Here is a 26,793-nt window from a genome sequence, read left to right as displayed (position 1 = left end):
TTCGGGTCACCCGTACGAGCCTCCGGGGGGAGCGGAGAGACCGTACGAGCCGCCGGGGAGCAGGCCGTAGGAACCGTCGGCCAGCAGGCCGTAGGAACCGCCCGCGAGCACGCCGTAGGAACCGGTGGGGCCGAGGCCGTAGGAGCCCTCCTCCGCGCCGGCGGAGGAGGCGGACAGGGCGAGGCCGAGAGCGGCGGCCGCCGCCGCGATCCCAAGCAAGATCAGTCGTTTCATCTGTTGCTCCTTCCCGGCGGACAGGCCGTGGGTGGGCCGCGTCCGCTGTGCCCGGTGCGGGGGTGGACACGTGGCGGGGGGTCGGGTTCGTCCGGACCGGCCGATCAGAGTGGACCACGGGGGTCGCGGAGCGGGCAATGAATCCATCCGCGACTGGATTTTCAATTCCGGCCGAGGTGGCCCTGAAAATTCTGAAAGGCCGGTCCGAACTGGGATGATACGACGGTCAGGACCTGGTGATCGTGAGGTTGTCGAGGCCCGCTTCAACAAGGCTTCCGGTTCCGGCGTCGGCCGCGTCGACCAGGACGCGGACCTGCTGGCCCGCGAACGACGACAGGTCGGCGGTCGCGGTCTGCCAGCTCGCCGAGCGGTTGGCCGCCGAGCCGGCCTGGTTGAGGACGGTGGTGGTGCCGTTCGGGCCGACGACGCGGACGCGCAGGTAGTCGGTGCTGGAGGCGTTGTTCAGGTGCCCCAGGTACCAGGAGATCGACAGCTTCAGCGTCCCGGTCGGCAGGGTGATCGGGGCCGACTGGATGCTGGTGACGCCGCCGTCGATGTCGTTGGCCCCCGGGTCGCCGCCGGCCGCCCCGGTGACGAGGCTGCCGGTGCCGCCCTGCGGGGCGAGCTGGAGCGCGGTGCCGCTGTAGGTGGTGGCCTGCGCCTGGCCGCGTTCGAACCGTCCGGAGGTGGCGGTGTCGGAACCCGCCGGGTTCGCGGTCCAGCCCTTGTCGGTCTCGAAGTCGTCGCTGTACACGGTCTCGCCGGGCGGGGTGCCGCCCTCGCCGCCGAGCGTCCACACCGCGTACGCGATGGCGTCGGAGTTGCGGTCCAGCGCGGTGTCGTTGATGTTGCTGATGGTGTCGCAGGAGGAGTGGTAGCAGCGGTCGTACGCCTGCCCGGCGGTGCCGCCCCACATCTGCGCCTCGGCCGTGGTCTTGCGGCCCTCCGCGCCGGTGAACAGGCCGCCCGCCGGGATGCCGCGCCGGATGAACGGCCCGTAGTCGGAGCGCCCGTCGAACGCGGTGTCGCGCACCGGCACGTTGATCGAGGTGAAGTACGCGCGCAGCGTGCTCTCGATCTGGGCGGAGCCCGCCGGGCCGCCGCTGCCGCTGGAGCCGTCGCCGTCGTAGGCGAAGTAGCCGGGGTTGGGCGAGCCGACCATGTCGAAGTTCAGATAGCCCTTGATCTTCGACAGCTCGGTGCTCGGCAGGTTGTTGACGTAGTAGGTGGAGCCGATCAGGCCGAGCTCCTCGGCGCCCCACCAGGCGAACCGCAGGTGCTTGGTCGGCTTGAGGGCCGCGCGGGACACCGCCAGGGCGGTCTCCAGGATCGCGGCGGAGCCGGAGCCGTTGTCGTTGATGCCGGGCCCGGAGGCGACGCCGTCCAGGTGCGCGCCGGTCATCAGGACCTGGTTGGCGTCGCCGCCGGGCCAGTCGGCGATCAGGTTGTAGCCGGTCGCGCCGTTGTAGGTGAACGACTGGATCGTCGTCTGGTACCCGGCCGCGTCCAGCCTGCCCTTCACGTAGTCGAGCGAGGCGCGGTAGCCGGGGCGGCCGTGGGCGCGGTTGCCGCCGTTGTTGGTGGCGATCGTCTGGAACTGGTTCAGGTGGGCCTTGACGTTGGCCAGCGGGATGTCGGGAGGCGCCGCGACGGTGGAGGGTCCGGTGGTGGCGGGCGCGGCGGTGGCGGGGGCGCCGAGCAGCCCCGCCAGCAGGGCGGCGGCGCCCGTGGCGGCCAGGATGCGTCTTCTCACGTTCTTCTCCGAGCAGGAGGGCCCGGGCCCGGCGAGGCACGCGCCGGGCCCGGACGGCGGGGGATCAGGAGTTGGTGACCTTCACGTTGTCGACGCCGCCCTCGACGAGGCTGCCGGTGCTCGCGTCGGCGACGTCCACGACGATCCGGACGCTCTGCCCGGCGAAGGACGACAGGTTGTGGGTCGCGGTCTGCCAGGTCGCGGAGCGGTTGGCCGCCGAGGCGGCCTGGTTGAGGACGGTGGTGGTGCCGTTCGGGCCGACGACGCGGACGCGCAGGTAGTCGGCGCTGGAGGCGTTGTTCAGGTGGCCCAGGTACCAGTGGAACGTCAGCGTGCTGGTGCCGCTCGCCGGGACGCTGATCGCCGGGGACTGGACGCTGGTGACGCCGCCGTCCACGTCGTTGGTGCCCGGGTCGCCGCCGGACGCGCCGGTCACCAGGTCGTAGGAGCCGGCCTGCGGGGCGAGCTGGAGCGCGGTGCCGCTGTAGGTGGTGGCCTGCGCCTGGCCGCGTTCGAAGCGCCCGGAGGTGGCGGTGTCGGAGCCGCCCGGGTTGACCGTCCAGCCCTTGTCGGTCTCGAAGTCGTCGGCGAAGACGGTGCCGCCGGGTCCGCCGGAGCCGACCGTCAGCGTGAACGTCGCGGTGCGGTCCACGCTCGCGCCGTCACCGAGCACGGTGATCGTGTAGGTGCCGTTCGGGGTGCCCGCCGGAACGGTGACGGTCATCGTGGAGGACTGCCCGGAGGTCACCGAGGCGGGGGAGAACGACGCCGTCGGGCCGGACGGGTTGCTGGTCGCCGACAGGGCGACCTGCTGGGCGCTGCCGCCGGTGGTCTGGGTGTTCACGGTCACGGTGGCCGAGCCGCCCGGCTGGACGGTGCCCGACGTCGGGTTCAGCGACAGCGAGAAGTCGTTCTGCTGGGTGCCGCAGGACGCCTCGCCGGACTGCGCCGGGACGCTGACCGCCGACCACGCGGCCTTCACCGCGTTGCACTCGGTGGCCGAGCCGGGGAACAGCTGGATCGCGGCGTTGACCGTCTCGACCCGGGCGCGGGCGTGGCTCCACGCGGTGACCTTGCGCAGCAGGCCGCCCATGAAGATCTTCCCGGCCTTCTGGATGCCGATGCCGGTGACCGTGGAGTTGTTGCAGGTCGGGCTGGTCGGCTTGCCGCCGCCGGGGTTGGAGCCCTCGGCCAGCAGGTAGAACCAGTGGTTCTGCGGACCGGCCGCCGCGTGCACCTCGGTGCTGGGGATCGAGGAGGAGTAGCAGTTGGGGTCGCCCTCGGCCGACGGGTTGTACATGTTGCGGATCTCGCCGCTGCCGACCAGGTCTATCTCTTCGCCGACCAGGTAGTCCGGCGGGTCGTAGGTGGCGGGCTCGTTGACGAAGTGCTCGGTGAGCGCGCCGAAGATGTCCCCGGCGCTCTCGTTCATGCCGCCCTTCTCGTTGCCGTTGCCGCCCCCGGAGCCGCCCGGCGTGAACTGGAAGATGCCGTGGCCGTACTCGTGGGCGACCACGTCCATGCCGGTGGCCTGCTTGGTGCCCGCGCTGTTGCGGCCGAAGTTGGTGTAGCTGCCGTTCCAGTAGGCGTTGGCCTGGTTCAGGCCGACGCGCATCGGGAAGGCGTTGCCGTTGCCGTCGAACCCGTTGTGCCCCAGCCAGGAGCGGAGCATGTCCCACTGCTTCTGCGCGGCGTACATGCCGTCCACGCAGGCGGTCTCCAGGTCGGTGCCGCTGCCGTTGCCCCACGCGCTGTCGGGCCCGGTGAAGGTGGTGCCGCTCTGGTTGCCGCACCGCAGGTTGGGCCGGGCCGGGTCGGCGATCGACGTCGCCTGGGTGCTGATGTCGACGGTGCCGTGGTAGTGGCTTCGGTCGTCGGCGACGGGGGTGACCTCGTCCCACTTCTCGGCGACCTTGCCGCTGTCGGCGTCCACGTAGACGTGCATCCGGGTCGGCTTCTTCTTCAGGGCGCCGGTGACGACGACCTCGTAGACGAGGCGGCCCGTGCCCTCGGCGAGCACCGTCAGCTTCGGCGCGGACGCGCTGTCGACCTTGGTGACCTGGCCCTTGGCGACCTTCACGGCCTGCGCGGCGGGCAGCGACGGCGTGGTGTCGACGTCGAGCTTCCTCGCCTGGGCGACGCTGGTGCTGAGCACCGCGCCGCTGGCGTTGGTCACCACGACGAAGTCGCCGCCGAAGACGGGCAGGCCGTCGTAGGTGCGCTCGTAGGAGACGTACTGCAGGCCGCCCGCGCCGGAGACGACGCCCTTGCGGACGACCTTCTCCTCGGGCGCCTTCTTGAACGCGGCGGGCTTGGCGACGACCAGCCGGTCGGCGGAGGCCGCGGCCACCGTCCTCGGGTCGGGACGGGCCGGGGCGGCGGACGGCGTCGCGGGTGCGGCGGCGACCGGCGCGGCCAGCGCCGCGACGAGGCCGGCGGCGGTGACCGCCGCCGCCCCGAGCGCGGTGGGGGATCTCACGGGGGTTGCTCCTTCTGCACGGCCGGACGCCCGCCGCGAGGGCGCGGCGCTCCTTGTGGGAGCCGTGTGCGCGCCAGGCGGGAACCCGACGTTGACGGGGGTGATGCGGGGCAAAACCGCTCATCCGGACGAGCTATGCAGAAGTAGACCCCTGTGGCCGCTATGCGGCAATGAATCCATTCACGACTGGATTTTCAATTTTCATCCGAAGGGATGCTGAACGTCCGAAGGCGTTCACTTGGCCGCGATCCGGTCGCTCAGCCAGGCGAGCGACAGCGGGTAGCGGTAGTCGATCCCGCCGTGCGCCGCGTCGAACAGCTCGAAGTGGAGGGCGTCCGCGGCGACCCCGGCGTCCAGCAGCGCCCGCCGGTACGCCTCCGCGCCGACGTCGAGGAACCACTCGTCGCGCGTGCCGCCGTCGATCCACACCGCCCGCAGGGAGCGGACCGCGTCGGCGTGCCGGGGCACCATCCGCACCGGGTCCCAGTCCAGCCAGCGCTGCCAGACCTCGGGCCGCAGCACCCCGGTGACCGGGTCGAACGGCAGCACCGGCGTCCCGTCCCGGTCGGCCGAGTAGCAGGCGGTGTAGCCCAGGATCTCCAGCAGCTTGTCGTCGCCGGACCTGGTGAACGACACGCGGGAGCGGAAATCGTCCCACCAGCGCATGACGTCCCCGCCGTACTCCCTCAGATGCCGCACGATCTGCGGGAAGCCGCCCAGGTAGGCGTACTCGAACAGCGCGTCGCCCGCGTGGGTGGCCAGCGCCCCGAACAGGTCCGGCCGCAGCATCGGCGTGACCATCGCGCCGTAGCCGCCGCTGGACTTGCCCATGATCGCGCGGTGCTCGGGGGCGTTCACCGTCCGGTAGCGCGCGTCCACCCACGGCACGACCTCCTCGCACAGGTACGAGTGGTAGCGGCCCGTCCCGGGGGAGTCGAGGAACTGGCTGCCGCCGTAGGACGTCCAGGCGTCCACGTACACCACGATCGCGGGCGGGGCCTCGCCGCGCGCGAACACCGCGTCGGCGGTCTCGGGGAACGGCTGGCGGAACGGCATCCGGTTGCGCCACATCGCGACGTGCCCGGTGAAGCCCTGGATCACGTACACGGTCGGGTAGCGGCGCTCGGGCTCGTCGTCGTAGCCGGGCGGGGTGTAGACCCACAGGGGTCGCTCGTACGGGTCGCCGAGCGGGTTGTCGCGCAGCACGGCGCTGTCGAGGACGTGCTCGTCGAGGCGTCCGGCGAGGTCGGCGGACCAGGGAAGCATGCGGGCTCCTTCGCTCTGACCGATCACTACGACGTTATCCCCGGGTCACCCTGCGTGGCTTCGTCACTTTCTGCCCCTGTCGCGCCTCCAACGTGATCACTAGGTTGTGCGCCATGAGAACGCGCTGGACAGTCCCCGCCCTCGCCGTCGCGGTCACCGCCCTCGCACCGGTCGCGCCCGCCCAGGCCGCGCCCGCCGCGCCCGCGGCCCCCGCCGCGAAGGTGCGCTGCGAGTTCATCCCGACGCCCGAGAACCCGGCCGCCAAGCCGGTCCGCCCGCCGCGCCCCAAGACCCGCGCCAAGGGCACGGTCGGCGTCGTCCTGTGGACGAACTACGGCGCGGTCGGCATCCGCATGGACCGGGGGAACGCGCCCTGTGCCGTCCACAACTTCGTCAGCCTCACCCGGCAGCGCTTCTACAACGACACGCGCTGCTGGCGCCTGACGAACTCGGCCCGCCTGGGCGTCCTCCAGTGCGGCGACATCTACCGCGCCGAGGAGGGCGGTCCGGGCTACAAGTTCGCCGACGAGCTGACGGGCAAGGAGACCTACCCGCGCGGCACCGTCGCGATGGGCAACTGGGGCCCGGACACGAACGGGAGCCAGTTCTTCATCGTCCACTCCCACGCGAACATCCCGCCCGCGTACACGGTCCTGGGCAAGGTGACGTTCGGGATGAGGACGCTGGACCGCATCGTGAAGGTGGGCATCAAGCCCGGCGGCCCGGTCCCGGGCGACGGCGAACCCGCCAAGCCGGTCCGCATCCACCGCGTCACGGTCCACGGCTGACGCACGTCCGGTCCCCGGCGCGAACCGCCGGGGACCGGCCCGTCCCGCGCGGCGCCGCGACCTCCTCGGCGGTGCCCGCCCCCACGGCGGGGGTTCCGTTTGTAGAGATCATCGCCATTCTCAGGCCCCGTCACGGAACCTGACGTCGGCGCGACACGACAGGAACGGACCGAGGAGGTTCCCGCGATGCGCGTTCACCCCGTACGACGCGTTCTCGCGCCCGTTCTCGCAGCGTTCGCGCTGCTGATGGCGTTCGTCGCGCCTGCTCAGGCGGCCACCATCACCCAGGTCACGAACTTCGGCACCAACCCCGGCGCCCTGCGGATGTACCGCTACGTGCCCGACGGCCTGCCCAGCGGCAGGCCGCTGGTGGTGGTGATGCACGGCTGCACCCAGGACGCCCGTGGCTACGCCACCGACTCCGGCTGGCTGACCATCGCCGACCGCTACCGCGTCTCCCTCGTCCTGCCCGAGCAGCAGAGCGGCAACAACGCCAACCGGTGCTTCAACTGGTTCCAGTCCGGCGACACCGCCCGCGGCCAGGGCGAGGCGGCCTCCGTCGCGCAGATGGTGCAGCGGATGAAGAACGATTACGGCTCCACCAACGTCTACGCCACCGGCCTGTCGGCGGGCGGCGCCATGGCGGCGGTCATGCTGGCGACCTACCCCGACGTCTTCTCCGGCGGGGCCGTCATGGCCGGGCTGCCGTACCGGTGCGCCACCAGCCTGGTCGACGCCTACGGCTGCATGAACCCCGGCCGTGACCTGACGCCCCAGCAGTGGGGCGACCGGGTCCGCGCGGCCTCCCGCCACCAGGGGCCCTGGCCGACCGTGACGGTCTGGCACGGCACCTCCGACTACACCGTCGTCCCGGCCAACATGCGCGAGCTGGTCGACCAGTGGACCAACGTGCACGGCACCGACACCCGCGCCGACCTGTCCGACACCGTCTCCGGCGCCGCCCACGCGGTGTACCGCAACGGCGCCGGGGCGGCGGTGGTGGAGACCTACACCATCAACGGCATGGGCCACGGCCACCCCGTCGACCCGGGGACCGGCCCGCGCCAGTGCGGCACCGCGGGCGCCTACGTGCTCGACGTCAACATCTGCGCCGCCCACCACTCCGCGCAGAAATGGTTCTCCCTGACCCCGGCCACGGGGTGAGCACCGCGTTCCGGCCCCGACCGGGGCGGGGCCGGGACGCTAGCGGACCGTGACCACCGCGTCGCACGCCGACGGGTCGCGGGATCGAGCCGCGAGGTGGCCCGGATGAGGGCGTCCAGCCGGTCGCGTGCGGCCAGGACGTCGGCCGCGGCGGCGCTCAGCCGCTCCCGTTCACGGTGCAGGTCGGGAAGCATCCCGTCGCAGGCCGGGGCCGGCGCTCCGCCGTCGTCGGCCATGCAGGGCAGCAGCCCGCGAATCGTCGCGGTGTTCAGTCCGGCCGCGAGCATGAGGCGGCTCCCCCGCACCGTGGCGGCGTCCTCCTCGCGGTACTCGCGGTAGCCGCTGTCCCGTCGCGACAGCTCCCCGATTCGCATGTGACGACCCGCCACTTCGGTTGACTCTCACGCCGGTGTGAGGGTCCAACCTATCCGGCATGACGGACCTGCAAGATCAACATTCTTCCGAACGGAACGCAACCGACGTCACCGTCGTCGGCCTGGGACCGATGGGGACGGCGCTGGCCGAGGCGTTCCTCGCCGAGGGCCGGTCGCTGACGGTCTGGAACCGCACCTCCGGCAGGGTCGGCGGCCTCGTCGCCAAGGGGGCGCGCCTCGCGGCGACCGTCGCCGAGGCCGTCGCCGCGGGCCCGCTCACGGTCGTGTGCCTCAACGACTACGCGACCGTGCGGCGGGTCCTCGGCTCCGCCGCCGAACGGACGGGACCCGCACGCTGGTGAACCTCACCTCGGGGACCCCTGCGCAGGCCCGCGCGGCGGCGGGCTGGGCGGCCGGGCACGGCCTCGACTACCTCGACGGCGCGATCATGGTTCCTCCGCCGCTGGTCGGGCGGGCCGGTTCGGTCTTCCTGTTCAGCGGCCCGCGGCGGGTCTTCGACCGGCACCGGGCGCCCCTGGGCGACCCTCGGCACCTCGGCGCCGACCCTGGCCTGGCGGTGCTGTTCAACACGGCGCTGCTCGGCATGATCTACGCGACCCTGAACGGCTTCCTGCACGGCGCCGCGCTGGTCGGCTCGGCGGGCGTGCCCGCGCGCGAGTTCGCCGAACTCGCCCTGGGCTGGTTCATGCCCGTGGCGCTCGACCCCGCGGGCCTCGCCGCACAGGCGTCGGGCATGGACGAGGGGGCCCACCCCGGCGACCTCGGGACCATGGAGATGAACCTGAACGCGCTGGAGCACATCGCCCGCACCAGCGCCGAGCAGGGCGTCCACGTGGACGAGAACTACTTCGCCCTGTTCGAGATCTTCAAGCTCGGCCCGTCCCGCGCCTGACGCCCCGGGCGGGCAGTGCCCAGGGGCCATGGCCCGCCGTCCCCGGTTGGTCCCCCGGGCCCTGTCCGCGCGCCCGCCGACATCGCGATCATGGATCGCGCACCTTCCGGTCGAGCGACCCCGGTGCCGACGACTCCGGCGAGCGGAGGGTCGACCGTGACCTCCGACTCGCCGGGTTCCACCTCTGGGAGAGGGGACGAGAGGCCGTCTTCGGACCCGCCGGGCCGAAGACGGCCTCTCTCGTCCACCGGCGTCACGATCACGAACCGCGCAACGTCGCGGAAAACAGAGATCCACATGCGCAAGACCGCTCCCAGCGCCGCCTACTACTCCCGGTATGAGCCGCTGTTCTGAGTCCACCAGGCCGCTATCTGCGCGCGGGAGCGCAGGCCCAGCTTCGTCAGGATGTTCGCCACGTGGCGGCCCGCCGTGCCGGGGCTGATGTACAGCTCCTCGGCGATGGCCCGGTTCGTCAGGCCGCGGCTGATGAGCTGGGCCACCTCGCGTTCCCGGGGCGTCAGCGTGCTGGGCGGGCGGCGGGGCGCGGCGGGCGGGGCGTCGCCGGCCGTCCCGCCGGGGGGCTCCAGGGCGTGGGCGATCGCCCGGTCGGGCGGGAGCGCCCGGCCCTCCGACCACAGCTGCTCCACCGCGGGGCCGCCCAGGTCGGCGCGGATCCTCTCCAGCAGCGCCTCGCGGCGCGCCCCCGAGCCCGGGGACGCGGGGACGCCCGCCGCCTCCCGGAACGCGTCCGCCGCGCCCGCGATCCGCACCGCGCGGGCCGGGTCGCCCTCGTGGGCCGCCAGCGCCGCGAACAGCTCCAGGATGCGGGCCACGCCCAGGCGCTGGCCGGTGCGGGCGGTCAGCTCCAGGCTCTCGGACAGGTGGCGGCGGGCGGCGGGCGGGTCGTCCAGGTCGAGGGCGGCCGCGCCGATCCCGGCCAGGCAGCGGGCGCGCTGGCTGCGGAAGTCGTCCAGGCGCGTGGTGATCTCGTGGGCGGCGCGGTAGTGGCGCAGCGCGCGGGCCGGGTCGCCCTCGGCGTGCGCGGTCACGCCGAGCCCGGCCAGGGCGTTCGCCGCCATCCCGTAGTGCTCCATCCGCCGGTAGAGCGCCAGGCTCTCCTCGTACAGGCGGGCCGCCGAGCGGAGACGGCCGCGCCGCACCGCGAGGGCCGCCAGCGAGGTCAGCGCCAGCGCCTCGTTGAACGGGTCGTCCGCGCGGGCGCTCTCGCGGATCTCCGCCAGCGCGCGCTCGGCGTCGTCGATCCTGCCCCGCCGCAGGTCGACGCGGGCGAGCAGCCCGGCGGCGGCGTGCACGCCCTGCCGGTCGCCCAGCTCCCGGTGGAGCCGCAGGCCCTCGCGGGCGCAGGAGGCGGCCAGGTCCAGCTCGTCGTGCTCGTAGACGGCCTGCCCGTAGGCGGTGCGCGCCGCCGCCCGCACGGCGGGCGGGACGCCGCCGCGCGGCAGCGCGAAGCAGCGCTCGAACCCCTGGCGGCTCTCCCGGAACCCGCCGCGGATCATCCAGTACCAGCGGGTCGCCGTGCACAATCGCAGCCCCGCCTCGGTCGCGTCGTGCCGCAGGCAGGCGTCGAGCGCGGCGCGCAGGTTGTCGAGCTCGGCGCGGACCTCGCGGAACGCGGCGAGGCGTTCCTCCCAGGTCGCCGCCGGGTCGCGCCAGCCGGTCCACTCCAGGCGCTCGGCCAGCTCCACGAAGTGGACGCGGTGCCGCTCGGCGACGGCGTCGGCCTCCCCGGCGTCGGCGAGGCGTTCGGCGGCGTAGTGCCGGATCGTCTCCAGCAGCCGGTACCGGCCGTGCTCGGCCACCACCAGCGACTTCGCGGTCAGCTCGCCCAGCACGTGCAGCACGTCCACGCCGCCCGCGCCGCAGACCCGTTCGGCGGCCTCCAGCGTCCAGCCCCCGGCGAACACCGACAGCCGCCGCAGCACCGCGCGCTCGTCGGCGTCGAGCAGGTCGTGGCTCCAGTCCACGGTCGCGCGCAGCGTCCGCTGCCGCCGCGCCGCCGTCCGGCTGCCCCGCACCAGCAGGCGGAAGCGTTCGTCGAGGCGTTCGGTGATCTGCTCGACGGTCAGGAACGCCACCCGCGCCGCCGCCAGCTCCAGGGCGAGGGGCATACCGTCCAGCGCCCGCGCGAGCCGGGCGACGACGGCGGCGTTCCGCTCGGTCAGCCCGAAGTCCGGCCGCACGGCCGCGGCCCGGTCCGCGAACAGCCGCACCGCCGCGCCGCCCTCCAGCGGCGGCACCCGCCACACCACCTCGCCCGGCACCCGCAGCGGCTCCCGGCTCGTCGCCAGCAGGTGCAGGCGCGGGCAGCCGGTGAGCAGCCGTTCCGCGAACGCCGCGCACGCGTCCACCAGGTGCTCGCAGTTGTCCAGCACGAGCAGCGGGCGGCGCGGGGCGAGCGCCGCCACCACCGTGCCGGCCTGCGAACGCCCCGGCTCCTCGGCGACCCCGAGGACCGCCGCGACCGCCTGCGGCACCAGCGCCGGATCGTGCACGTCGGCCAGCGGCACCAGCCACACCCCGTCCTCGAACGCGCCGAGCGTCCCGGCGGCGACCTGCCGCGCCAGCCGCGTCTTGCCGATCCCGCCGACGCCGGTCAGCGTGACCAGGCGTTCGGCGGGCAGCAGCGCGGCGAGCTCGGCGGTGTCGCGTTCCCGGCCGACGAACCGGGTGGTCTCCGCCGGAAGGTTGTGCCGGTCCGGCTCCAGGCGTGGTGTCATGGGCGGCCCTCTCGCCGCGAGTGTGACACCCCGCCCGGAGCCGGGCCAGCGGAACGCCGCTACGCGCGGCGCAGGGTCAGGAAGGCGCGGTAGGTGCCGCTCGGGTCACCGCCGTTGAACTTCAGCGCGGGCAGCGTCACCTGCGCCTGGCTCTGCGTCCTCGCGTCCGCGTCGGCCTCGGTGAGCAGCATCGCCTGCGGCTCGCCGACCGGGTCGTCCGCGCCGATCGTCGCCACGAACCCGGCGATCGTGCCGAGCGCCCCGAGCACGATCGCCGCCAGGTCCTTCTTGGCGGCCTTGGCGACCGCGGCGACCGCCGTGAGCAGCACCCCCAGCTCGGTGACGATCTTGGTGATGTCGCCGAGGTCGTGCTCGAAGTGCGCGGCGGTGACCAGCACGTCCGAGTCCAGCACGGCCGGTCCGGTGCGGCCGAACAGCCGCAGGTCCTCCGACCCCGACGCCGGGGCCCGCTCGCCCTCCCCGACCTTGTAGACGGGCGTGCGCACCGACCGCGCGGGCTCGCCCTCCTCGGCCTCCCGCTGCGTGATCAGGGTGAACACGGTGTAAGGCTCGTCCTTGCCGAGCCACTCGGGGTTGCTCTCGTCGTCGCAGACCAGGTGCGAGAACTCCAGCTCGTACCGGTGCCGCGTCGGGGTCGGCCCGCCCGGCGTCGCGGTCCCGCCGAGCCGGTCGATGATCTGCTCCAGTTCGCGCGGCGGCACGACCGTGCCGACCGGCTTGAACGCGTAGGTGCCCCCGAACATCGCCCGCTTGCGGTCCTCCGGCAGGTTGTCGACCCGCCGCACCGCGCGCTCCAGGACGTCGCGCGCCCCGGGCACCTTGTCCAGCGCCGCCCACACGACGCGGTCGACGTCGTTGCGCTGCGCGGCCGGCACGTTCGCGGCGTACCGGCGTGCCAGCAGCAGCGCGGCCCCCGCGTACTCGGCCCGGCTGGAGACGGCCATGATGACTCTCCCTCGTTCGATCGGTTGCCCCCGCGGCCCCCGATGACCAGGCAAAAGTACGAATTCCGACCCGCCGCGCACATGTGCCGAACGATGTGGACACCGACACATGTCACGAACCGGGCCGCCGTTCCGTCCTACCGGCGAACGAGAGGAGCCATCCGTGAACGAGTACGCGACCCTGCGCGCCCTGCACCGCCCCGGCGACCCGCTCGTCCTGCCGAACGTGTGGGACGCGGGCAGCGTGAAGATCGTCGAGGAGGCCGGGTACCCGGCGCTGGCCACCGCCAGCGCCTCGATCGCCGCGATGCTCGGGTACCCCGACCACGAGGGCGCGCCCGCCGACGAGATGTTCGCGGCCGCCGCCCGCGTGATCCGCGCCGCGACCGTCCCGGTGACGGTGGACGCCGAGGCGGGCTACGGTCTCAAGCCGGACGGGCTGGCCGCGCGCCTGCGCGGGATCGGCGCGGCGGGCTGCAACATCGAGGACACCGACCCCGCCACCGGCCTGAAGGACGCCGACGCGCAGGCCGGGTACATCGCCGCGCTGCGCGCCGCCGACCCCGACCTGGTGATCAACGCGCGGGTGGACGCTTTCCTGGCGGGCCTGGACGACCCGGTGGGCGAGGCGGTCGCCCGGGGACGCCGTTACCTGGAGGCGGGCGCGGACTGCGTCTACCCGATCCTGGCCCCGTTCGAGAGGGTCGGGGAGCTGGTGGCGGGGATCCCCGGCCCGGTCAACATCGCGTGCTTCCCGGGCACGACCCCGCGCCGGCTCGCGGAGCTGGGGGTGGCGCGGATCTCGTTCGGCCCGCAGCCGTACCTGCACGCGCTGGAGACGCTGCGGACGTTCGCGACCAGGGCGGCGGCGGGAGAGGACCCGGCGGCGGGCTAGGCACGGCCGACGATACTCAATAAGGTGAATAGTCACATCAGTGACTGAGGAGGGTGACATGCGCACCGTGGACCGCTTCCGCGCCGCCGTGGACAAGGGCGACCTGGACGCCCTGCCCGAGCTGTTCGCCGAGGACGTGAAGTTCTACAGCCCGGTGAAGTTCACGCCGTTCGAGGGCCGCGAGATGGTGATGGGCCTGTTCGGGGTGCTGCTGCGGACGTTCCGGGACTTCCGCTACGTCGGCGAGCTGGAGGGGACGGCCGAGCTGGCGGCGGGCGGCGAGGCCCCGTCGCACATCCTCATCTTCCGCGCGGACGTGGACGGCAGGCAGATCCACGGGATCGACCTGATCCAGGTGGACGGCGACGACCGGATCACCGAGTTCACGGTGATGGTCCGCCCGCAGTCGGCCGTCGTGGCGCTGGGCGAGGCGGTCCTGCGGGGGCTGGTCGAGGACGGGCTGGTCGAGGGCTGACCCCGCGCCGGGGGGTGGACCTGGGTACACCCCCCGGCCGGTGTGCAGGCCCCTTATCCGGACGGGCGGCGGCGGCCAGAGTTGATCACGTCATCGAGACGATCAACGCAAGGAGCCGTCATGCGCCGCCCCCTGACCGCCGCCGCCCTGACCGCCGCCCTCACCGGGGCGCTCGCCGCGCCGGCCGCCGCCTCGGCCGGCGCCGCCCCGCCCGCCGGGCTCCGGGCCGCCGCCGACCGCCTGGTCGCCGCCGGCCAGCCCGGCGTCATCGTCATGGCCCGGCGCGGCGCGAAGGTCTCCCACGTCACCGCCGGGGTCGCCGACCGCGCCACCGGCCGCCCCATGGACCACCGCCTGCGCGTCCGCATCGCGAGCGTGACCAAGACGTTCACCGCCACGGTCCTGTTGCAGCTGGTCGCCGAGCGCCGCCTGTCCCTGGACGACACCGTGGAACGCCGCCTCCCCGGCCTGGTGCCCGGCGGCGAGGCGATCACGATCCGCCACCTGCTCCAGCACACCAGCGGCCTGCCCGAGTACACCACCGACCAGCGGATCATGGCCGAGCCGCGCCGCGCCTGGACGCCCCGCGAGCTGGTCGCCATCGCCCTGGAGAAGCCGCGCCCGCACGCCCCCGGCGCGGGCTGGACCTACGCCAACACCAACTACATCCTCGCCGGGATGATCATCGAGAGGGTGACGGGGCGGCCGTTCGGGACCGAGCTCCAGCGCCGGATCCTCACCCCGCTGGGGCTGCGGCACACCAGCTACCCGACGGTGTCGCGCGCGTTCCCCGGCCCCTACGTCCACGGGTACTGGGAGGGGTACGGCGACGTCAGCACCGAGGTCAGCCCGTCCAGCGCCCGCACCTCCGGCGGCATCGTCTCCACCGTGGACGACGTCGCCCGCTTCCACCGCGCCCTGTTCACCGGACGCCTCCTGCCGAAGGCCCAGCAGCGCGCCCTCACCGCCACCCTGCGCGTCACCGACGGGGGCGCCGAGAAGGGCTACGGCCTGGGCGTCGAGAAGGTCCGCCTGTCCTGCGGCGACGCCTGGGGCCACGACGGCGGCTTCCCCGGCTACCGCACCTGGACCTACACCAGCGCCGACGGCCGCCGCCAGGCCGTGATCGCCTACAACGACAACAGCGCCCGCTTCGAGAGCGACCCCGGCTTCCGCGCCGACCGCGCCCGAGCGGCCGAGGCGGCGTTCTGCGGCTAGGGCCTGTTTCAAAGTGGGCCTCAGCCGCGCACGCGAGCGCGTCACCTGACCTGCGGGCCCGACGCCGAAGGCGAGGGCCCGCAGGTCAGATCGCGAAGCGATGTCGCGCTCGCCAAGCCCTGGTGAGGTGCGAGCCGCCAGGCGAGCGCCGTGGGCCAGGGCTTTGAAACACGGCCTAGTCCTCCCGGGTCCCGATCCGCGGCCCGCGGGAAGATGGGGGCTCAGCTCGTGGAACGGAGTCCTCATGGGTCAGTACCGCGCGTCGTTCGACGCGACCGTCAGCTTCGCCAACGGCGGGGACCTCGCCGTCCGGGGGTTCCGGGTGGACGTCCCCGGACCGGACGTCACCGAGGAGGAGGTCGGCGCGCTCTTCGTCGCCTCGCTCGGGCTGCTCATGAGCGGGAACGTCGAGCTGTCGAACGTCGAGGTCTTCGAGGAGGCGCACAAGGGCACGCGGGGCGGCCCGGCGGACCGGGCCGCCGCGGTCCCGCGCGGACGGCTCGTCGAGCTCAGCCACGTCATCCGGCACGGCATGCGCACCGCGCCGGGTCTGCCCGCGCCCGAGGTCTCCCCGTTCCTCACGCGGGAGGCGTCGCGGGAGGTCTACGCGCCGGGCACCGAGTTCGCCATCGACCGGATCCACATGGTCGGCAGCACCGGCACCTACCTGGACACGCCCTACCACCGGTACGCCGACGGCGCGGACCTCACGGGCATCCCGCTGGAGAAGGTCGTCGACCTGCCCGCCGTCGTGGTGCGGGTGGCCGGGACGGAGGAACGGGCGATCGACGTCGGCGCGTTCGCCGCGTTCGACGTGCGGGGCAGGGCGGTGCTGGTGCACACCGGCGACGCCGAGCGGTTCGGCACCCCGGGCTACGCCGACAAGCCGCACCACCTGACGCGCGCCGCCGCGGCCTGGCTGGTCGACCACGGGGCCGCGCTGGTCGGGATCGACGCCGTCAACGTGGACACCACCGACGACCCCGAGCGTCCCGTCCACACGCTGCTGCTCGGCGCGGGCATCCCCATCGTGGAGAACATGACCGGCCTGGAGCGGCTCCCGCCGAGCGGGGCGAGCCTCACCGCCGTCCCGCTGCGGATCGCGGGGCTGGGGATGATCTCCGTGCGGGCGTTCGCCCGGCTGCCGGAGTAGGGCTCACTCCAGGGGCTCGCCGAGGTGGTCCAGCACCACCCCGGCGATGCCCGCCAGCGCCGCCACCTGCTCGGGCGTCAGCAGGTCGATGAAGTGGCGGCGCACCGACCCCACATGGTCGGGCGCGGCCTCCCGGATCGCGCGCAGCCCCTCGCCGGTCAGCGCGATCGCCGCGCCGCGCCCGTCGTCGGGGCACTCCTCGCGCCGCACCAGGCCGCGCTGCTCCATCCGCGCGACATGCCGGGACAGCCGGCTCTTGGACCACAGCATCCGGTCGGCCAGCCGGGTCAGCCGCCAGCGGTGGTCGGGCGCCTCCGACAGCGCCGACAGCACGTCGTAGTCGGGCATCGACAGGCCCGAGTCGGCCGCCAGGTCCCGGGAGACCTGCGCGTCCAGCAGCAGGCGCATCCTCCGGTAACCGAGCCAGGCCCGGTACTCGGCCTCGTCCAGCCAGCGCGGCTCGCTCGTCATGGGGCCAGCCTAGACAAGTTGTTGACGTGTAACCAATTCGGGCTTATGTTTCCATGTAAACAAAGCCCGAGAGGACGTCCCATGTTCGGTCTCAACCTGTCCCAGTCCGCCACCGGCGACCCCGTCGGGGACGCCCGGCACGCCGAGGAGCTGGGCTTCGACTTCGTCTCCACCTCCGACCACCCCTGCGGAACGCACCCCTCCTCCGAGACCTGGACCCTGCTGACCTGGGTCGCCGCCCACACCTCGCGCATCCGCATCGCCACCCGCGTGCTCGGCGTCCCCTACCGCCCGCCCGCGATGGTCGCCAAGATGGCCGAGACCCTGGACCGGCTGTCGGGCGGGCGGCTGGTCCTCGGGCTCGGCGGCGGCTACTCCGACGAGGAGTTCCGGGCGTTCGGACTCGGCGTGCCGACGCCCCGGCAGAAGGTGGACGGGATGGTCGAGGCCATCGAGATCATGCGCGGTCTGTGGTCGGAGCCCGGCTTCAGCTACGAGGGCACCCGCTACCGCGTCGAGCGGGCCGACCTGGAACCCAAGCCCGAGCGCCGCATCCCCCTCTGGCTCGGCACCTACGGCCCCCGCGCGCTGGAGGCGACCGGCCGCCTCGCCGACGGCTGGATCCCGTCCCTCGGGTTCGCGCCGCCCGAACGGGCCGCCGCCATGCGCGACCGCGTCCGCGCCGCCGCCGAGAGGGCGGGCCGCGACCCGGACGGGATCGCCTGCGTCTACAACGTCCCCGTCCGGATCGGCGACCCGGCCGCCGGGACCTCCGCCACGGGCGACCCCGGCGTCCTCGAAGGCTCCGCCGACCAGGTCGCCGAGCGGCTCCTCGGCCTGCGGAAGCTGGGCTTCACCTCGTTCAACCTCATGCCGTCCGGCCCGGACCCGAGGGACCAGGCCGAACGGCTCGCGCACGGCGTGCTGCCCGCGCTGCGCGGCTGAGGGCTACCGCGAGATGTGCAGGATCTCCGAGACCCTGCGATAGCCGACGCGCGTGTAGACGCGCTCGGCGGCGTCGTTCGTCGGCATCAGGAACGGCGCGGTGATCCCGGCGTCGGCGCAGGCCAGGGTGAGGAACGCCGTCAGCGCCCCCGCGATCCCGCGTCCCCGGTGGGACCCGCTCACCCCGATCGCGGCCAGCTCGCCGACGCCGTCGTGCGGCGGCGTGACGAGCCCGCCGCCGACGCAGGCCGCGCCGTCGAACGCCCCCGCGACCAGCCCGCCGCCCTCGGCGGTGGCGCGCAGCCGCGCCACGTCGTGCTCGGTGGCCGCGGGCGCGCCGTAGGCGGCGTTCTGGACCTCCGCGACCGCCCGCAGGTCCGCGTCGGACCGCGCGAGCCGCAGCGCGACGTCGACCGGGGGCACGACGGCCTCCGGGCACGTCATGATCGGCAGCCGGGCCTCCACGGCGAACCCGGCGTCCAGCAGCGCCGCCTCCACGCGCGGCGCGGCCCCCGGCAGGTACTCCAGACGCGGCTTGCGGGACCGGGCGACGAACGCCCCGACCAGCAGCTCCACGTCCGCGGCGGTCGGGACGGCCCCGTCGTCGGGGATGGCGTAGTTGCGGTAGGGGCCGGCGTCGTGCTCGTCGAAGGAGGCCAGGAACGGGCCGACGCGGTGGGCACGCGAGCCCGCGTTGGCGCGCAGGTAGGCGTGGATACGGGAATCGAACACAGCAGTTCGTCCTTCACATGGTCGTACGGGAAGAGAGCAGCGTGAGAAGAACGGGCCGCTTCGACGACCGTGCCGACGCGTCGGAAGGCGCCGGCGAGTGCGCAGCGGCCCTCTACGGGCGCGCCACCATGGCCTCAATCCTCCTGGAGCCGGGTGCGAAGAACGTCCCCACCCTAGGACGATGATCAACGCCGCCGCAACGTGAACTCCACGTCGTTGCGGAAGTGCTCCAGCGCCTCCTCCGGCCGCACCGGCGCGGGCGTGCCGAGCAGCGGGAACCCGCCCAGCGAGCTCGGGAACGGCTCGCCGTCGCCCAGCATCAGCCCGTTCGCCGCCTGGCACATCAGGATCGTCCGCTCCAGCGACGACAGCCCGTCCCACCCCGGGAACTCGGTGAGCGGGGCCTTCAGCGTCTCGAAGAACTCCGGCGACGGCACCGGCCGTCCCCGCCGGGCCATCTCCCGCACCACCAGCTCGGTGGTCGTCCGCAGCGTCGGCGCGGCGTACCCGGCCGTCGCCCAGAACAGCCCCGGCAGCGCCGCCGGGTCCGTCACCGCCACCGCCGCGAGCGCCGCCACGCACTGCCCGGTGACGTCGCGCGGCAGCATGTCGAGCCGCACGTGCCCGCCGACCGCCATCACCGGCACCCCCCGCGCCACCAGGCGGATCTGGTCGTGGATCGACTGCCTGGCGCTCGTGGCCCCGTCCGCCGAGTCGCCCATCACCACCGACGGCCGCACCACGCACAGCGGGCCGTCGAACGCGGCCAGGTCGCGTTCGGCGGCGGCCTTGGACGCCAGGTACACCGACGGTCGGATCGGGCACTCCGCCGGGATCCGGTCCTCGTGCTCGCGCACGAACTCCAGCCGCGCCACGTACGCCGACGAGATGTGCACCAGCGGGGCGTGCGCGGCGGCGGCCAGCTCGGCGACCCGCGCCGCCCCCTCGACGTTGACCGCCGCCATCGCGGCCGGGTCGTCGGTGAAGTCGGCCTTGCCCGCCGCGTGCACCACCAGGTCGGCGCGGTCGGCCAGCGCCGCCCAGTCGCGCGCGGTCAGCCCCAGCCGCCTCGCCGGCAGGTCCACCCTGACCTGCTCGTACCCGACGACGCGGCGGCGGCCCGTCAGCGCGACGACGTCGAAGTCGGGGACCAGCGCCCGCGCGACGGTCCCGCCGACCACCCCGGAGACCCCACTGACCAGCACGACGGGACGGGAAACCTGGGACACGGACGCGCTCCTCTTCACCTCGGCCTTCGGGGCTCGCCGCCCCGGGGGCCCACGCTGCCGGAACGGCCCCGCCTGCTGGAACGATCCAGCCGGGTCCTGGCACTCCCTTACCCGATCTTGGGACGCCCTCAGTCCTCGATGGCGATGCCCACCGCCGCGGCCAGCGCGTACACCAGCCCCGGGGCGTCGGCGGAGCTCACCACGGCCCCCCGGAGGCCCTCCACCCCGCGCACCCCGAACAGGTCGCAGCCGGAGAACCGGACCCCGTCCATCGTCGCGTGCGCGAACCGCGCGGCCACCAGCCGGCACCCCTCGAACCGGACGCCCTTGAACCCGGCGTTCTGGAAGTCCGCCTCCGACAGGTCGCAGTCGCGGAAGACCACGTTCTGGAGCCGCCCGAACCGGAACGCCGCCAGGTTCGCCCGGCAGCCCTCGACGACGACGTCCCGCAGCCAGGCCTCGGTGAGCCTCGCCCCCGTCATCCGGCTCTGCGCGACGGTGACGTTGGCGAGCCGCGCGTCGTCCCAGCGGACGTTGGCCAGGTCGCAGCCGTCGAAGGCGACGTCCGAGAACCGGACGCGCGGCAGCGCGCTGCCCGCCAGCGCGGTCCGGTCGAACCGGCACCTCTCGAACTCCGCGTTCTCGGCGGCGGCCCGGGACAGCTCGACGGCCCCGTAGGCGAGCGACAGCAGCGCGCCGTCGTCCACCGGCTCGTCCCGGGGGAGGACCGCCTCGGTCAACGTCCGGGGGATCCGGGGGCCGACAGGTTCTCTCCACCGCTTCGCCGTCACCACGGGCGCGACCCTATCCCCGCCCCACGACACTCCGGGGTGGGGACGGCGGCCGGTCAGTCGACGACGGTCACCTCCGTCGTGGCCGGGCCGACGGGCCCCAGCACCCAGTTGGCGGTGATCCTCACCTTGGTGCCGACCGGCACCGACGCGTCGGCCTCGATGCGGAACAGCGCGCCCACGTGGCTCGCCGGGATGTCGACCTCCGGCGTGACGGTCACCTTCGGGTTGTCGGTGGTGAACTTGACGACCGCGCCGAACGGGTGCCACCACTCGCCGATTCCCACGCCCCCGTACTGCGGGTTGTTCTGCGGGCCGCGCCGCACCCGGCCGAAGTCCAGCCCGGCGATGGAGAAGTGCTTGGGCACGCCGAGCACGCTGGTGGTGGCGTCGGAGGGGCCGAGCAGGGCGCGCAGCGTCACCGAGCGCGGGAAGTCGTACGCGGTCGCGGTCATCCTGAACGTCGCGGAGGTGCCGCCCGCCGGGACGACCACGTACGCCGGGCCGTGGACGGCGCTCGACTCGTAGGGGACCTCGCGGACGTCCACCGCCAGGCCGCCGACCGGCGCCGGTGACTTGATCTTCACGGTGCCGGTGACGGTGCTGCCCTCGACGGCGGCGCGCGCGTTGTCCGGGCGGTCCACGGTGAAGGAGGTGACCGCCTGCTCGCGCGGGTCCACCGGGTTCACCGTCAGGGAGGTGACCGCCGACGAGGACCCGACGTACGCCTTCAGCGTCCGGACCGACGCGGTCGTGGAGTTCTCCACCCGGATGGGGAAGCTGACGCTGCGCTCGCCGGCGGGGACGGTCACCTCGTTCCGGGTGGCCTGCAGGTAGGTGAGGTCGGAGAACTGGCCCGTGGGGTGCACGGTCACCTTGACGCCGCCCGCGGGCGCGGGCTCGGCCAGCGTGACGGTCTGGATCGCCTCCTGCCCGGAGGTGATCGTGTCCGGGGAGACGGAGGTGGCGGTGACGGCGACGGCCGCGGTGGCGTGCGCGGTGGCGTGCGCGGCCGGGGCGGGGACGGCGGCCGCGAGCGGGGCGGCCGTGACGGCGCAGGCGGCCAGGCTCCACCGGAGCGCCGCCCGCCGGGAGGAGGGAATCGCGTTCATGGGCTCGAACGTAAGATCGCGAACCGGGCTTCACCAGGCACGGCGGCGGGACGTTCGCACTCCGTAAGATCCGCCGGAAACCCGTACGGATGGCCGGATGTGGCCACAGGGCGGGCGGGGATCGTCGGTACCGTGAGCCCCACTCTTGTCGATCTTCAAGGAGCGCCCGTGAGGACCTTCGCCCTGGCCGCGTCCGCCGTTCCCGCCGTCGCCCTGGCCGCCGTCCTGGCCCCCGCCCCCGCGTCCGCGTCCGCGCCCGCCGCCGACCGGGCGCACGGCATCAAGGTCAAGGAGAGCCGGCACCACATCAAGGCGACCGGCGACGGGTTCACCGTGCGGATCGACCGCAACGGCGTCCGCACGGAGATCGACGAGGCCGAGTTCGGGGACCCGGCCGGGGAGCCGATCCTGCGTTCGGTGATCGACATGGCGACGCGGAACTACCCGCCGTTCGTGTGCCGCAACGGCACCTACACGGTCAAGAAGGGCACCTTCTCGCGCACCTACAGCTTCTCCAAGCGCGACCCCAGGCCCGCGCCGTACACGCCGGAGTTCGGCAAGGCGTTCGCGGGCATCATGACGCCGTTCGTCGGGGTGGTGGACGCGACCGCCACCAACGAGAAGGGCGAGACGTTCCGGGTGCTGATCTCCGACCTGGCCCACGAGGAGCTGACGCCGCGCGGCTTCCGGTCGGACTCGCCCATCCACGGCCTGATCGTGGACTCGCGGGGCAAGGTCCGCGACCGCATCTCGCTGTTCGGCCGCTTCTTCTCGGGCCCGAACGGCGAGAACGCCCGCTACTGGATCGAGGACCGGGGCACCTGCCGGGAGACCCGCGACCTGCAGTACGGCCCGGGCAGCGCGGGCTCGACGGTGACGGGGCCGTTCTTCGTGCTGCCGTTCAAGGCCCCGGTCGTCACGCCCTGACCTGCCCGTAGACGAGGCAGGGCGTCCCCATGAGCTCGGCGTCGCGCAGATGGCGGTGGCCGATGCGCTCGGCCACCCGCAGCGACGCGACGTTGTCGGGCCGGATCAGCGACACGACCTCCTCGGCCCCGAGCACGTCGAAGCAGTAGTCCACCGCGGCCCGCGCCGCCTCGGTCGCGTACCCCCGGCCCCAGGCGGAGCGGGCCAGCGCCCACCCGACCTCCAGGCCGGGCCACCCGTGCGGCCGCCACGGTCCGGCCCGCCCGACGAAGCGTCCGCCGTCCTTCTCGACCAGCGCCCACATCGAGTACCCGCGGATCACGCGGTGCCCGATGACCATGGCGAGGTTGCGCCAGGCGTCCTCGGCCGACAGCGTGCCGCCCAGGAACCGCCCGACCTCGGGGTCGGCGAGCATGGCGGCGTAGTCGGCGAAGTCGTCCCCGGTGAACGGGCGCAGCACGAGCCGTTCCGTCTCCAAGATCTCCACGATTCCCATCAAAGCATCCGGCCGTGATGTCATCGCGGCATGACGACCACGACCGTGCTGGAGATCCCGCAGTGGCAGGCCTCCGCCTCGCCCACCGCCCGCCGCCTGACCGAGGGGGCCGGCCTGCTGGCGGGCCTGTTCCCGGACGCGGACCACGTCCGCGTCCCGATCGCCGACGAGCCCGGCACGGCGGCGGCGGTCCGGTCCGCCGACGTCCTGCGCCGCAACCTCGCGGCGGTCCGCGAGTCCCTGGCGGCGATCCCCGACGACACCCTCCTGGTCACGGTCGGCGGCGACTGCGCCGTGGACCTGGCCCCCGTCGAGCGCGCCCACGCCCGGTACGGCGACCGCCTCGCCCTCGTCTGGCTGGACGCCCACGGCGACCTGAACACCCCGGCGTCGTCGCCGTCGAAGGCGTTCCACGGCATGATCCTGCGCGCCCTGCTGGGCGAGGGACCGGCGGACCTCCTCCCCGCGCGGCCCCTGTCCCCGTCGCGGGTGGTGCTGGCCGGGGCCCGCGCGCTGGACGCGGGGGAACGCGCGTTCCTCGACGCCGGCCCCCTCCGCCACCTGCCGCCCGCGGCCCTGACCCCCGAGGCCCTGGCCGCGGCGGTGGCCGACACCGGCGCGGAGGCGGTCTACCTCCACCTGGACCTGGACGTGCTGGACCCGGGGACGTTCGCCTCGGTCGGCACCCCCGAGCCCGGCGGCCTGACCCCGGAGGCCCTGAGCGCCGCCGTGCAGGCCCTGGCCGGTGGCTTCGCCCTCGCGGGGATGGCCATCACCGAATACGAGCCGAGGAGCCCCGAGGACCAGAAGACCCTGGAGACCCTCGCCGGGACCTTCCTGCCCTGACCCGAATGACACTTCTCATTACGCGAACAATGGATCGGTGAAGGGTCGCGCCAGGCCGATAATTCACCGCCACAATATTTCTTTGTGCAATTGACGCGTTGACCTGCGGGTACATGCGAGTTCCCGAAGGGGACGGGGCGCGGCGTTCCCCAGGGGGCGCCGCGCCCGTTCGTGTCCGCCCTCATGGAACCCGTTGGCGCCGTGTGGGCGAACGCCATGACCGGCGGCGTCCCGCGCCGCGTTCCATGGCGTCCGCCCCCATGCGGCGCGGCGCGAACATGGGGTTCGCGGCCATATCGCGCCGGGACCGCCCGACCTAGCCTCCGCTGCATCCCCCTACCCGAGGAGGCTTCCTTGCCCTCACGCGTGAAGGCCCTCACCCGCTCGGGACCGCTCTCGGCGCTCGCCGTCGCCGCGAGCCTGGTCGTCGTGCCGGCCGCACCGGCGCGGGCCGCCGACCACTGCGCCCGCGCCGACCGGATCCGCGTTCCCGGAGCCGACCGCCAGCGGGTCGCCTGCCTGGACGAGCTCACCACGGCGGGCACCGTCGCCTCCGGGCACACCGACCCCGCCGACTGGGCCGGGCTCACCCCCAGGGACCTGCCCGTCCCGTCGGGCGTGCCCGGCGTCCAGATCGACGGCCACTTCCCCGACGCCTCCACCACCAACACCAACCACGGCTGGCGGCACGACTCCCAGTTCGTCATCCGCCTGCCCGACCGCTGGAACGGCGGCCTCGTCGTCGCGGGCACCCCCGGCACCCGCGAGCAGTACGCCAACGACCGCGCCATCGGCGACTGGGTCCTGGCGCGCGGCTACGCGTTCGCCGCCACCGACAAGGGCAACACCGGCGCCGAGTTCTTCAGGGACGGCGGCGAGCCCGGCGACGCCATCGCCGAGTGGAACACCCGCGTCACCCAGCTCACCCGCGCCGCCAAGCGCGTCGTCGCCCAGCGCTACCGCACGGCACCCCGGAAGACCCTGGTCACCGGCATGTCCAACGGCGGCTACCTCGTCCGCTGGCAGCTGGAGAACCACCCCGGGCTCTACGACGGCGGCGTGGACTGGGAGGGCACCCTCTGGCGCGCCGACGGCCCGCATCTGCTGACGTTCCTGCCCCCGGCGCTGCGCCACCACCCGGCCGTCGCGGCGGGCGGACCGGACGCCGGCCGCGCCCGCGCGGCCATGGTCCGCGCCGGCTTCCCGGCCGGGTCGGAGTTCCTGTGGGAGTTCCACCACCGCTACTACTGGGACCTCACCCAGCGCATCTACCGCGAGGAGCTCGACCCCGGCTTCGACGGCGACCGGCAGGCCGGAACGCCCTACTGCGCCCCCGGCACCCCCGCCTGCGACGCCGACTACGACTACGCCGCCCGCCCCCGCTCCGTCCGCCGCGCCGTCGAGAAGATCGCGCTGACCGGCCGCATCGGCAAGCCCCTGGTCACGCTGCACGGCACCCTCGACGTCCTGCTGCCCATCGGTGAGGACTCCGACGTCTACGCCCGCATGGTCCGCCAGCGGGGCCGCGCGCACCTGTTCCGCTACTACCGGATCGACGGCGGAACGCACGTGGACTCCCTCTTCGACGCCCACCCCGACCGGCTGCGCCCGCTGGTCCCGTGCCACCGCGAGGCGTTCGCCGCCGTGGAGCGCTGGACCGGCACCGGCCACCGGCCCCCGCCCAGCCGCACCGTCCCGCGCACCGCGACGCCCGACCCGGTGAACGCCTGCCCCCTCGGGTAGCGACGATCACCATGAGCCGGACCAGGACTATGGGGGCCGTCACCATAGGTCGCGGAATGTGACCCAGCTTACAGTTCCGGGCATGACGAACGGATTTCCTCCCGCGTCCCCCTCCCGACCTGCGCGGTCACCGGGCGGGGGAGCGGACGGGCGGACCGCCCTGGTGACCGGCGGCGGCAGCGGCATCGGCCGGGCGTGCGCCCGCGCGCTCGCGGACGCGGGCGCGTTCGTCCATGTCGTCGACCTCGACGCCGAGGCCGCCAAGACCGTCGCCGGGGAGGTCGGCGGCCAGGCCCACGCCGTCGACCTCGCCGACCCGGAGGCGGTCGACGGCCTGCCCGCCGCGGTCGACATCCTGGTCAACAACGCCGGGATCCAGCACGTCGCGCCCATCACCGAGTTCCCGCCGGAGACGTTCGTCCGCATCCAGCAGGTGATGGTCACCGCGCCGTTCCTGCTGATGCGCCGCGTCCTGCCGCACATGTACGCGGGCGGCTGGGGCCGGGTCGTGAACGTCTCCAGCGTCCACGGCCTGCGCGCCAGCGCCTACAAGTCCGCCTACGTCGCCGCCAAGCACGCCCTGGAGGGCCTCAGCAAGGTCGCCGCCCTGGAGGGCGCGCCGCACGGCGTCACCAGCAACTGCGTCAACCCCGGCTATGTCCGCACGCCCCTGGTCGAGGGCCAGCTCCGCGACCAGGCCGCCGCCCACGGCATCGCGCCCGAACAGGTCCTGTCCGAGGTCCTGCTCGCGCGCACCCCCGTGAAACGCCTGATCGAGCCGGAGGAGGTCGCCGCCGCCGTCGTGTGGCTGTGCGGCCCCGACACCGGCTTCGTCACCGGAACGTCGCTGTCCCTCGACGGCGGCTGGACCGCCAACTGACCCCCGCTCCCCACCCCTGTGAGCGAAAGACGGTGACCCATGTCCCAGCCCACCACCGCCCGGCAGGGCGGCATCGGCCGCGTCGTCGGCGCGTCCCTGATCGGTACCACGATCGAGTGGTACGACTTCTTCCTGTACGGCAGCGCCGCGGCGCTGGTGTTCAACAAGTTGTTCTTTCCCACCGCTGATCCGTTGGTGGGGACGTT

At 73.7% G+C, this 26,793-nt stretch carries 26 protein-coding genes and 1 pseudogene; 14 read left to right on the top strand and 13 right to left on the bottom strand.

Features of this window, described 5'->3' with window-relative positions; translation table 11 throughout:
* Positions 1–6: 6 nt before the first annotated feature.
* The 4 genes from HNR61_RS07230 to HNR61_RS07215 form a co-directional block, all read right to left on the bottom strand.
* A complete protein-coding gene (locus tag HNR61_RS07230) occupies positions 7–234 on the bottom strand; it encodes a hypothetical protein (protein WP_182842358.1) in 228 nt (75 codons plus the stop codon).
* A gap of 226 nt (positions 235–460) precedes the next feature.
* Positions 461–1,987, bottom strand: coding sequence for a M28 family metallopeptidase (locus HNR61_RS07225; RefSeq protein WP_312897800.1), 1,527 nt, complete (start codon positions 1,985–1,987; stop codon positions 461–463).
* 64 nt (positions 1,988–2,051) lie between these two features.
* Entirely contained in the window at positions 2,052–4,466 is a 2,415-nt protein-coding gene (locus HNR61_RS07220) for a M4 family metallopeptidase (protein WP_312897799.1), read from the bottom strand.
* A 234-nt stretch (positions 4,467–4,700) separates the two neighbouring features.
* Positions 4,701–5,732 (bottom strand): alpha/beta hydrolase, encoded by a 1,032-nt coding sequence (locus HNR61_RS07215; RefSeq protein ID WP_182842357.1) that lies wholly within the window; start codon positions 5,730–5,732, stop codon positions 4,701–4,703.
* Between the two features lie 113 nt (positions 5,733–5,845).
* Between HNR61_RS07215 and HNR61_RS07210 the strand changes: the two genes are divergently transcribed.
* Positions 5,846–6,520 (top strand): peptidylprolyl isomerase, encoded by a 675-nt coding sequence (locus HNR61_RS07210; RefSeq protein ID WP_182842356.1) that lies wholly within the window; start codon positions 5,846–5,848, stop codon positions 6,518–6,520.
* Positions 6,521–6,706: 186 nt separating this feature from the next.
* On the top strand, positions 6,707–7,684 hold the full coding sequence (locus HNR61_RS07205; RefSeq protein ID WP_182842355.1) for an extracellular catalytic domain type 1 short-chain-length polyhydroxyalkanoate depolymerase: 978 nt from the start codon (positions 6,707–6,709) through the stop codon (positions 7,682–7,684).
* Here the strand turns inward: HNR61_RS07205 and HNR61_RS07200 are convergent.
* Entirely contained in the window at positions 7,606–8,058 is a 453-nt protein-coding gene (locus tag HNR61_RS07200; RefSeq protein WP_182842354.1) for a MerR family transcriptional regulator, read from the bottom strand. The two genes, HNR61_RS07205 and HNR61_RS07200, sit on opposite strands and share 79 nt — an antisense overlap.
* Before the next feature lie 59 nt (positions 8,059–8,117).
* Between HNR61_RS07200 and HNR61_RS46720 the strand changes: the two genes are divergently transcribed.
* Both HNR61_RS46720 and HNR61_RS46715 read left to right on the top strand, forming a co-directional pair.
* Positions 8,118–8,420, top strand: a complete 303-nt coding sequence (locus tag HNR61_RS46720; RefSeq protein ID WP_220509120.1) for an NAD(P)-binding domain-containing protein — start codon at positions 8,118–8,120, stop codon at positions 8,418–8,420.
* Positions 8,417–8,971: an imine reductase family protein gene (locus HNR61_RS46715; protein ID WP_220509119.1), complete on the top strand. Its 555-nt coding sequence runs from the start codon at positions 8,417–8,419 to the stop codon at positions 8,969–8,971. Before HNR61_RS46720 ends, HNR61_RS46715 begins: the two co-directional genes overlap by 4 nt.
* 326 nt (positions 8,972–9,297) lie before the next feature.
* On the opposite strand, the gene HNR61_RS07190 is transcribed toward HNR61_RS46715, so the two are convergent.
* Together HNR61_RS07190 and HNR61_RS07185 are read right to left on the bottom strand one after the other, a co-directional pair.
* On the bottom strand, positions 9,298–11,709 hold the full coding sequence (locus HNR61_RS07190) for a LuxR C-terminal-related transcriptional regulator (protein WP_182842353.1): 2,412 nt from the start codon (positions 11,707–11,709) through the stop codon (positions 9,298–9,300).
* Between the two features lie 59 nt (positions 11,710–11,768).
* The gene (locus HNR61_RS07185; protein ID WP_182842352.1) at positions 11,769–12,674 is read right to left on the bottom strand and encodes a hypothetical protein; all 906 of its coding nucleotides are present in this window, start codon (positions 12,672–12,674) and stop codon (positions 11,769–11,771) included.
* Between the two features lie 163 nt (positions 12,675–12,837).
* Between HNR61_RS07185 and HNR61_RS07180 the strand changes: the two genes are divergently transcribed.
* The 4 genes from HNR61_RS07180 (at position 12,838) to HNR61_RS07165 (ending at position 16,415) form a co-directional block, all read left to right on the top strand.
* Positions 12,838–13,569, top strand: a complete 732-nt coding sequence (locus HNR61_RS07180; protein ID WP_312897798.1) for an isocitrate lyase/PEP mutase family protein — start codon at positions 12,838–12,840, stop codon at positions 13,567–13,569.
* Positions 13,570–13,627: 58 nt separating this feature from the next.
* A complete protein-coding gene (locus HNR61_RS07175) occupies positions 13,628–14,044 on the top strand; it encodes a nuclear transport factor 2 family protein (RefSeq protein ID WP_182842350.1) in 417 nt (138 codons plus the stop codon).
* 120 nt (positions 14,045–14,164) lie between these two features.
* Complete coding sequence (locus HNR61_RS07170; RefSeq protein WP_182842349.1) at positions 14,165–15,262, top strand: serine hydrolase domain-containing protein; 1,098 nt, start codon at positions 14,165–14,167, stop codon at positions 15,260–15,262.
* 244 nt (positions 15,263–15,506) lie between these two features.
* Positions 15,507–16,415, top strand: a complete 909-nt coding sequence (locus HNR61_RS07165) for a cyclase family protein (protein ID WP_182842348.1) — start codon at positions 15,507–15,509, stop codon at positions 16,413–16,415.
* Positions 16,416–16,418: 3 nt separating this feature from the next.
* Here HNR61_RS07165 and HNR61_RS07160 read toward each other — a convergent pair whose 3' ends face one another.
* Positions 16,419–16,886, bottom strand: a complete 468-nt coding sequence (locus HNR61_RS07160; protein ID WP_182842347.1) for a MarR family winged helix-turn-helix transcriptional regulator — start codon at positions 16,884–16,886, stop codon at positions 16,419–16,421.
* Positions 16,887–16,967: 81 nt separating this feature from the next.
* Between HNR61_RS07160 and HNR61_RS07155 the strand changes: the two genes are divergently transcribed.
* The gene (locus HNR61_RS07155) at positions 16,968–17,831 is read left to right on the top strand and encodes an LLM class flavin-dependent oxidoreductase (RefSeq protein ID WP_182842346.1); all 864 of its coding nucleotides are present in this window, start codon (positions 16,968–16,970) and stop codon (positions 17,829–17,831) included.
* Positions 17,832–17,834: 3 nt separating this feature from the next.
* On the opposite strand, the gene HNR61_RS49850 is transcribed toward HNR61_RS07155, so the two are convergent.
* From HNR61_RS49850 to HNR61_RS07135, 4 genes are all read right to left on the bottom strand, one after another.
* Entirely contained in the window at positions 17,835–18,563 is a 729-nt protein-coding gene (locus HNR61_RS49850; RefSeq protein WP_182842345.1) for a GNAT family N-acetyltransferase, read from the bottom strand.
* A 185-nt stretch (positions 18,564–18,748) separates the two neighbouring features.
* Positions 18,749–19,792 carry an SDR family oxidoreductase gene (locus HNR61_RS07145; RefSeq protein WP_182842344.1) on the bottom strand — a complete coding sequence of 348 codons (1,044 nt, stop codon included), beginning with the start codon at positions 19,790–19,792 and terminating at the stop codon, positions 18,749–18,751.
* A gap of 128 nt (positions 19,793–19,920) precedes the next feature.
* Positions 19,921–20,532, bottom strand: a complete 612-nt coding sequence (locus HNR61_RS07140; RefSeq protein ID WP_246442345.1) for a pentapeptide repeat-containing protein — start codon at positions 20,530–20,532, stop codon at positions 19,921–19,923.
* Between the two features lie 107 nt (positions 20,533–20,639).
* Complete coding sequence (locus tag HNR61_RS07135) at positions 20,640–21,695, bottom strand: hypothetical protein (protein ID WP_182842342.1); 1,056 nt, start codon at positions 21,693–21,695, stop codon at positions 20,640–20,642.
* Positions 21,696–21,863: 168 nt separating this feature from the next.
* Here HNR61_RS07135 and HNR61_RS07130 point away from each other — a divergent pair, with 168 nt between their 5' ends.
* The gene (locus tag HNR61_RS07130) at positions 21,864–22,622 is read left to right on the top strand and encodes a hypothetical protein (RefSeq protein ID WP_182842341.1); all 759 of its coding nucleotides are present in this window, start codon (positions 21,864–21,866) and stop codon (positions 22,620–22,622) included.
* Here the strand turns inward: HNR61_RS07130 and HNR61_RS07125 are convergent.
* On the bottom strand, positions 22,612–23,109 hold the full coding sequence (locus HNR61_RS07125) for a GNAT family N-acetyltransferase (RefSeq protein ID WP_220509118.1): 498 nt from the start codon (positions 23,107–23,109) through the stop codon (positions 22,612–22,614). The genes HNR61_RS07130 and HNR61_RS07125 overlap by 11 nt on opposite strands.
* 39 nt (positions 23,110–23,148) lie before the next feature.
* Here HNR61_RS07125 and HNR61_RS07120 point away from each other — a divergent pair, with 39 nt between their 5' ends.
* The 4 genes and pseudogenes from HNR61_RS07120 to HNR61_RS47375 form a co-directional block, all read left to right on the top strand.
* The gene (locus HNR61_RS07120; RefSeq protein ID WP_182842339.1) at positions 23,149–23,964 is read left to right on the top strand and encodes an arginase family protein; all 816 of its coding nucleotides are present in this window, start codon (positions 23,149–23,151) and stop codon (positions 23,962–23,964) included.
* Positions 23,965–24,318: 354 nt separating this feature from the next.
* Positions 24,319–25,707 carry a 3-hydroxybutyrate oligomer hydrolase family protein gene (locus HNR61_RS07115; protein WP_246442343.1) on the top strand — a complete coding sequence of 463 codons (1,389 nt, stop codon included), beginning with the start codon at positions 24,319–24,321 and terminating at the stop codon, positions 25,705–25,707.
* An 82-nt stretch (positions 25,708–25,789) separates the two neighbouring features.
* Positions 25,790–26,587 carry a 3-hydroxybutyrate dehydrogenase gene (locus tag HNR61_RS07110; protein WP_182842338.1) on the top strand — a complete coding sequence of 266 codons (798 nt, stop codon included), beginning with the start codon at positions 25,790–25,792 and terminating at the stop codon, positions 26,585–26,587.
* 39 nt (positions 26,588–26,626) lie between these two features.
* Positions 26,627–26,793: pseudogene (locus tag HNR61_RS47375) on the top strand (MFS transporter); the annotation flags it as partial.

Source organism: Actinomadura kijaniata (assembly GCF_014138665.1).
Classification (GTDB): Bacteria; Actinomycetota; Actinomycetes; order Streptosporangiales; family Streptosporangiaceae; genus Spirillospora; species Spirillospora kijaniata.
The sequence above is the reverse complement of the archived record's forward strand: the minus strand, read 5'-3'. Positions and strand labels throughout refer to the sequence as shown.

Excerpts from the sequence above, each read along its gene's own strand:
- HNR61_RS46720 (WP_220509120.1), top strand. The coding sequence starts at position 8,118 with ATGACGGACCTGCAAGATCAACATTCTTCCGAACGGAACGCAACCGAC.
- HNR61_RS07170 (WP_182842349.1), top strand. The coding sequence starts at position 14,165 with ATGCGCCGCCCCCTGACCGCCGCCGCCCTGACCGCCGCCCTCACCGGG.
- HNR61_RS07135 (WP_182842342.1), bottom strand. The coding sequence starts at position 21,695 with ATGAACGCGATTCCCTCCTCCCGGCGGGCGGCGCTCCGGTGGAGCCTG.
- HNR61_RS07160 (WP_182842347.1), bottom strand. The coding sequence starts at position 16,886 with ATGACGAGCGAGCCGCGCTGGCTGGACGAGGCCGAGTACCGGGCCTGG.
- HNR61_RS07200 (WP_182842354.1), bottom strand. The coding sequence starts at position 8,058 with ATGCGAATCGGGGAGCTGTCGCGACGGGACAGCGGCTACCGCGAGTAC.
- HNR61_RS07155 (WP_182842346.1), top strand. The coding sequence starts at position 16,968 with ATGTTCGGTCTCAACCTGTCCCAGTCCGCCACCGGCGACCCCGTCGGG.
- HNR61_RS07185 (WP_182842352.1), bottom strand. The coding sequence starts at position 12,674 with ATGGCCGTCTCCAGCCGGGCCGAGTACGCGGGGGCCGCGCTGCTGCTG.
- HNR61_RS07120 (WP_182842339.1), top strand. The coding sequence starts at position 23,149 with ATGACGACCACGACCGTGCTGGAGATCCCGCAGTGGCAGGCCTCCGCC.
- HNR61_RS07190 (WP_182842353.1), bottom strand. The coding sequence starts at position 11,709 with ATGACACCACGCCTGGAGCCGGACCGGCACAACCTTCCGGCGGAGACC.
- HNR61_RS07230 (WP_182842358.1), bottom strand. The coding sequence starts at position 234 with ATGAAACGACTGATCTTGCTTGGGATCGCGGCGGCGGCCGCCGCTCTC.
- HNR61_RS07215 (WP_182842357.1), bottom strand. The coding sequence starts at position 5,732 with ATGCTTCCCTGGTCCGCCGACCTCGCCGGACGCCTCGACGAGCACGTC.
- HNR61_RS07205 (WP_182842355.1), top strand. The coding sequence starts at position 6,707 with ATGCGCGTTCACCCCGTACGACGCGTTCTCGCGCCCGTTCTCGCAGCG.
- HNR61_RS07175 (WP_182842350.1), top strand. The coding sequence starts at position 13,628 with ATGCGCACCGTGGACCGCTTCCGCGCCGCCGTGGACAAGGGCGACCTG.
- HNR61_RS07210 (WP_182842356.1), top strand. The coding sequence starts at position 5,846 with ATGAGAACGCGCTGGACAGTCCCCGCCCTCGCCGTCGCGGTCACCGCC.
- HNR61_RS07165 (WP_182842348.1), top strand. The coding sequence starts at position 15,507 with ATGGGTCAGTACCGCGCGTCGTTCGACGCGACCGTCAGCTTCGCCAAC.
- HNR61_RS07110 (WP_182842338.1), top strand. The coding sequence starts at position 25,790 with ATGACGAACGGATTTCCTCCCGCGTCCCCCTCCCGACCTGCGCGGTCA.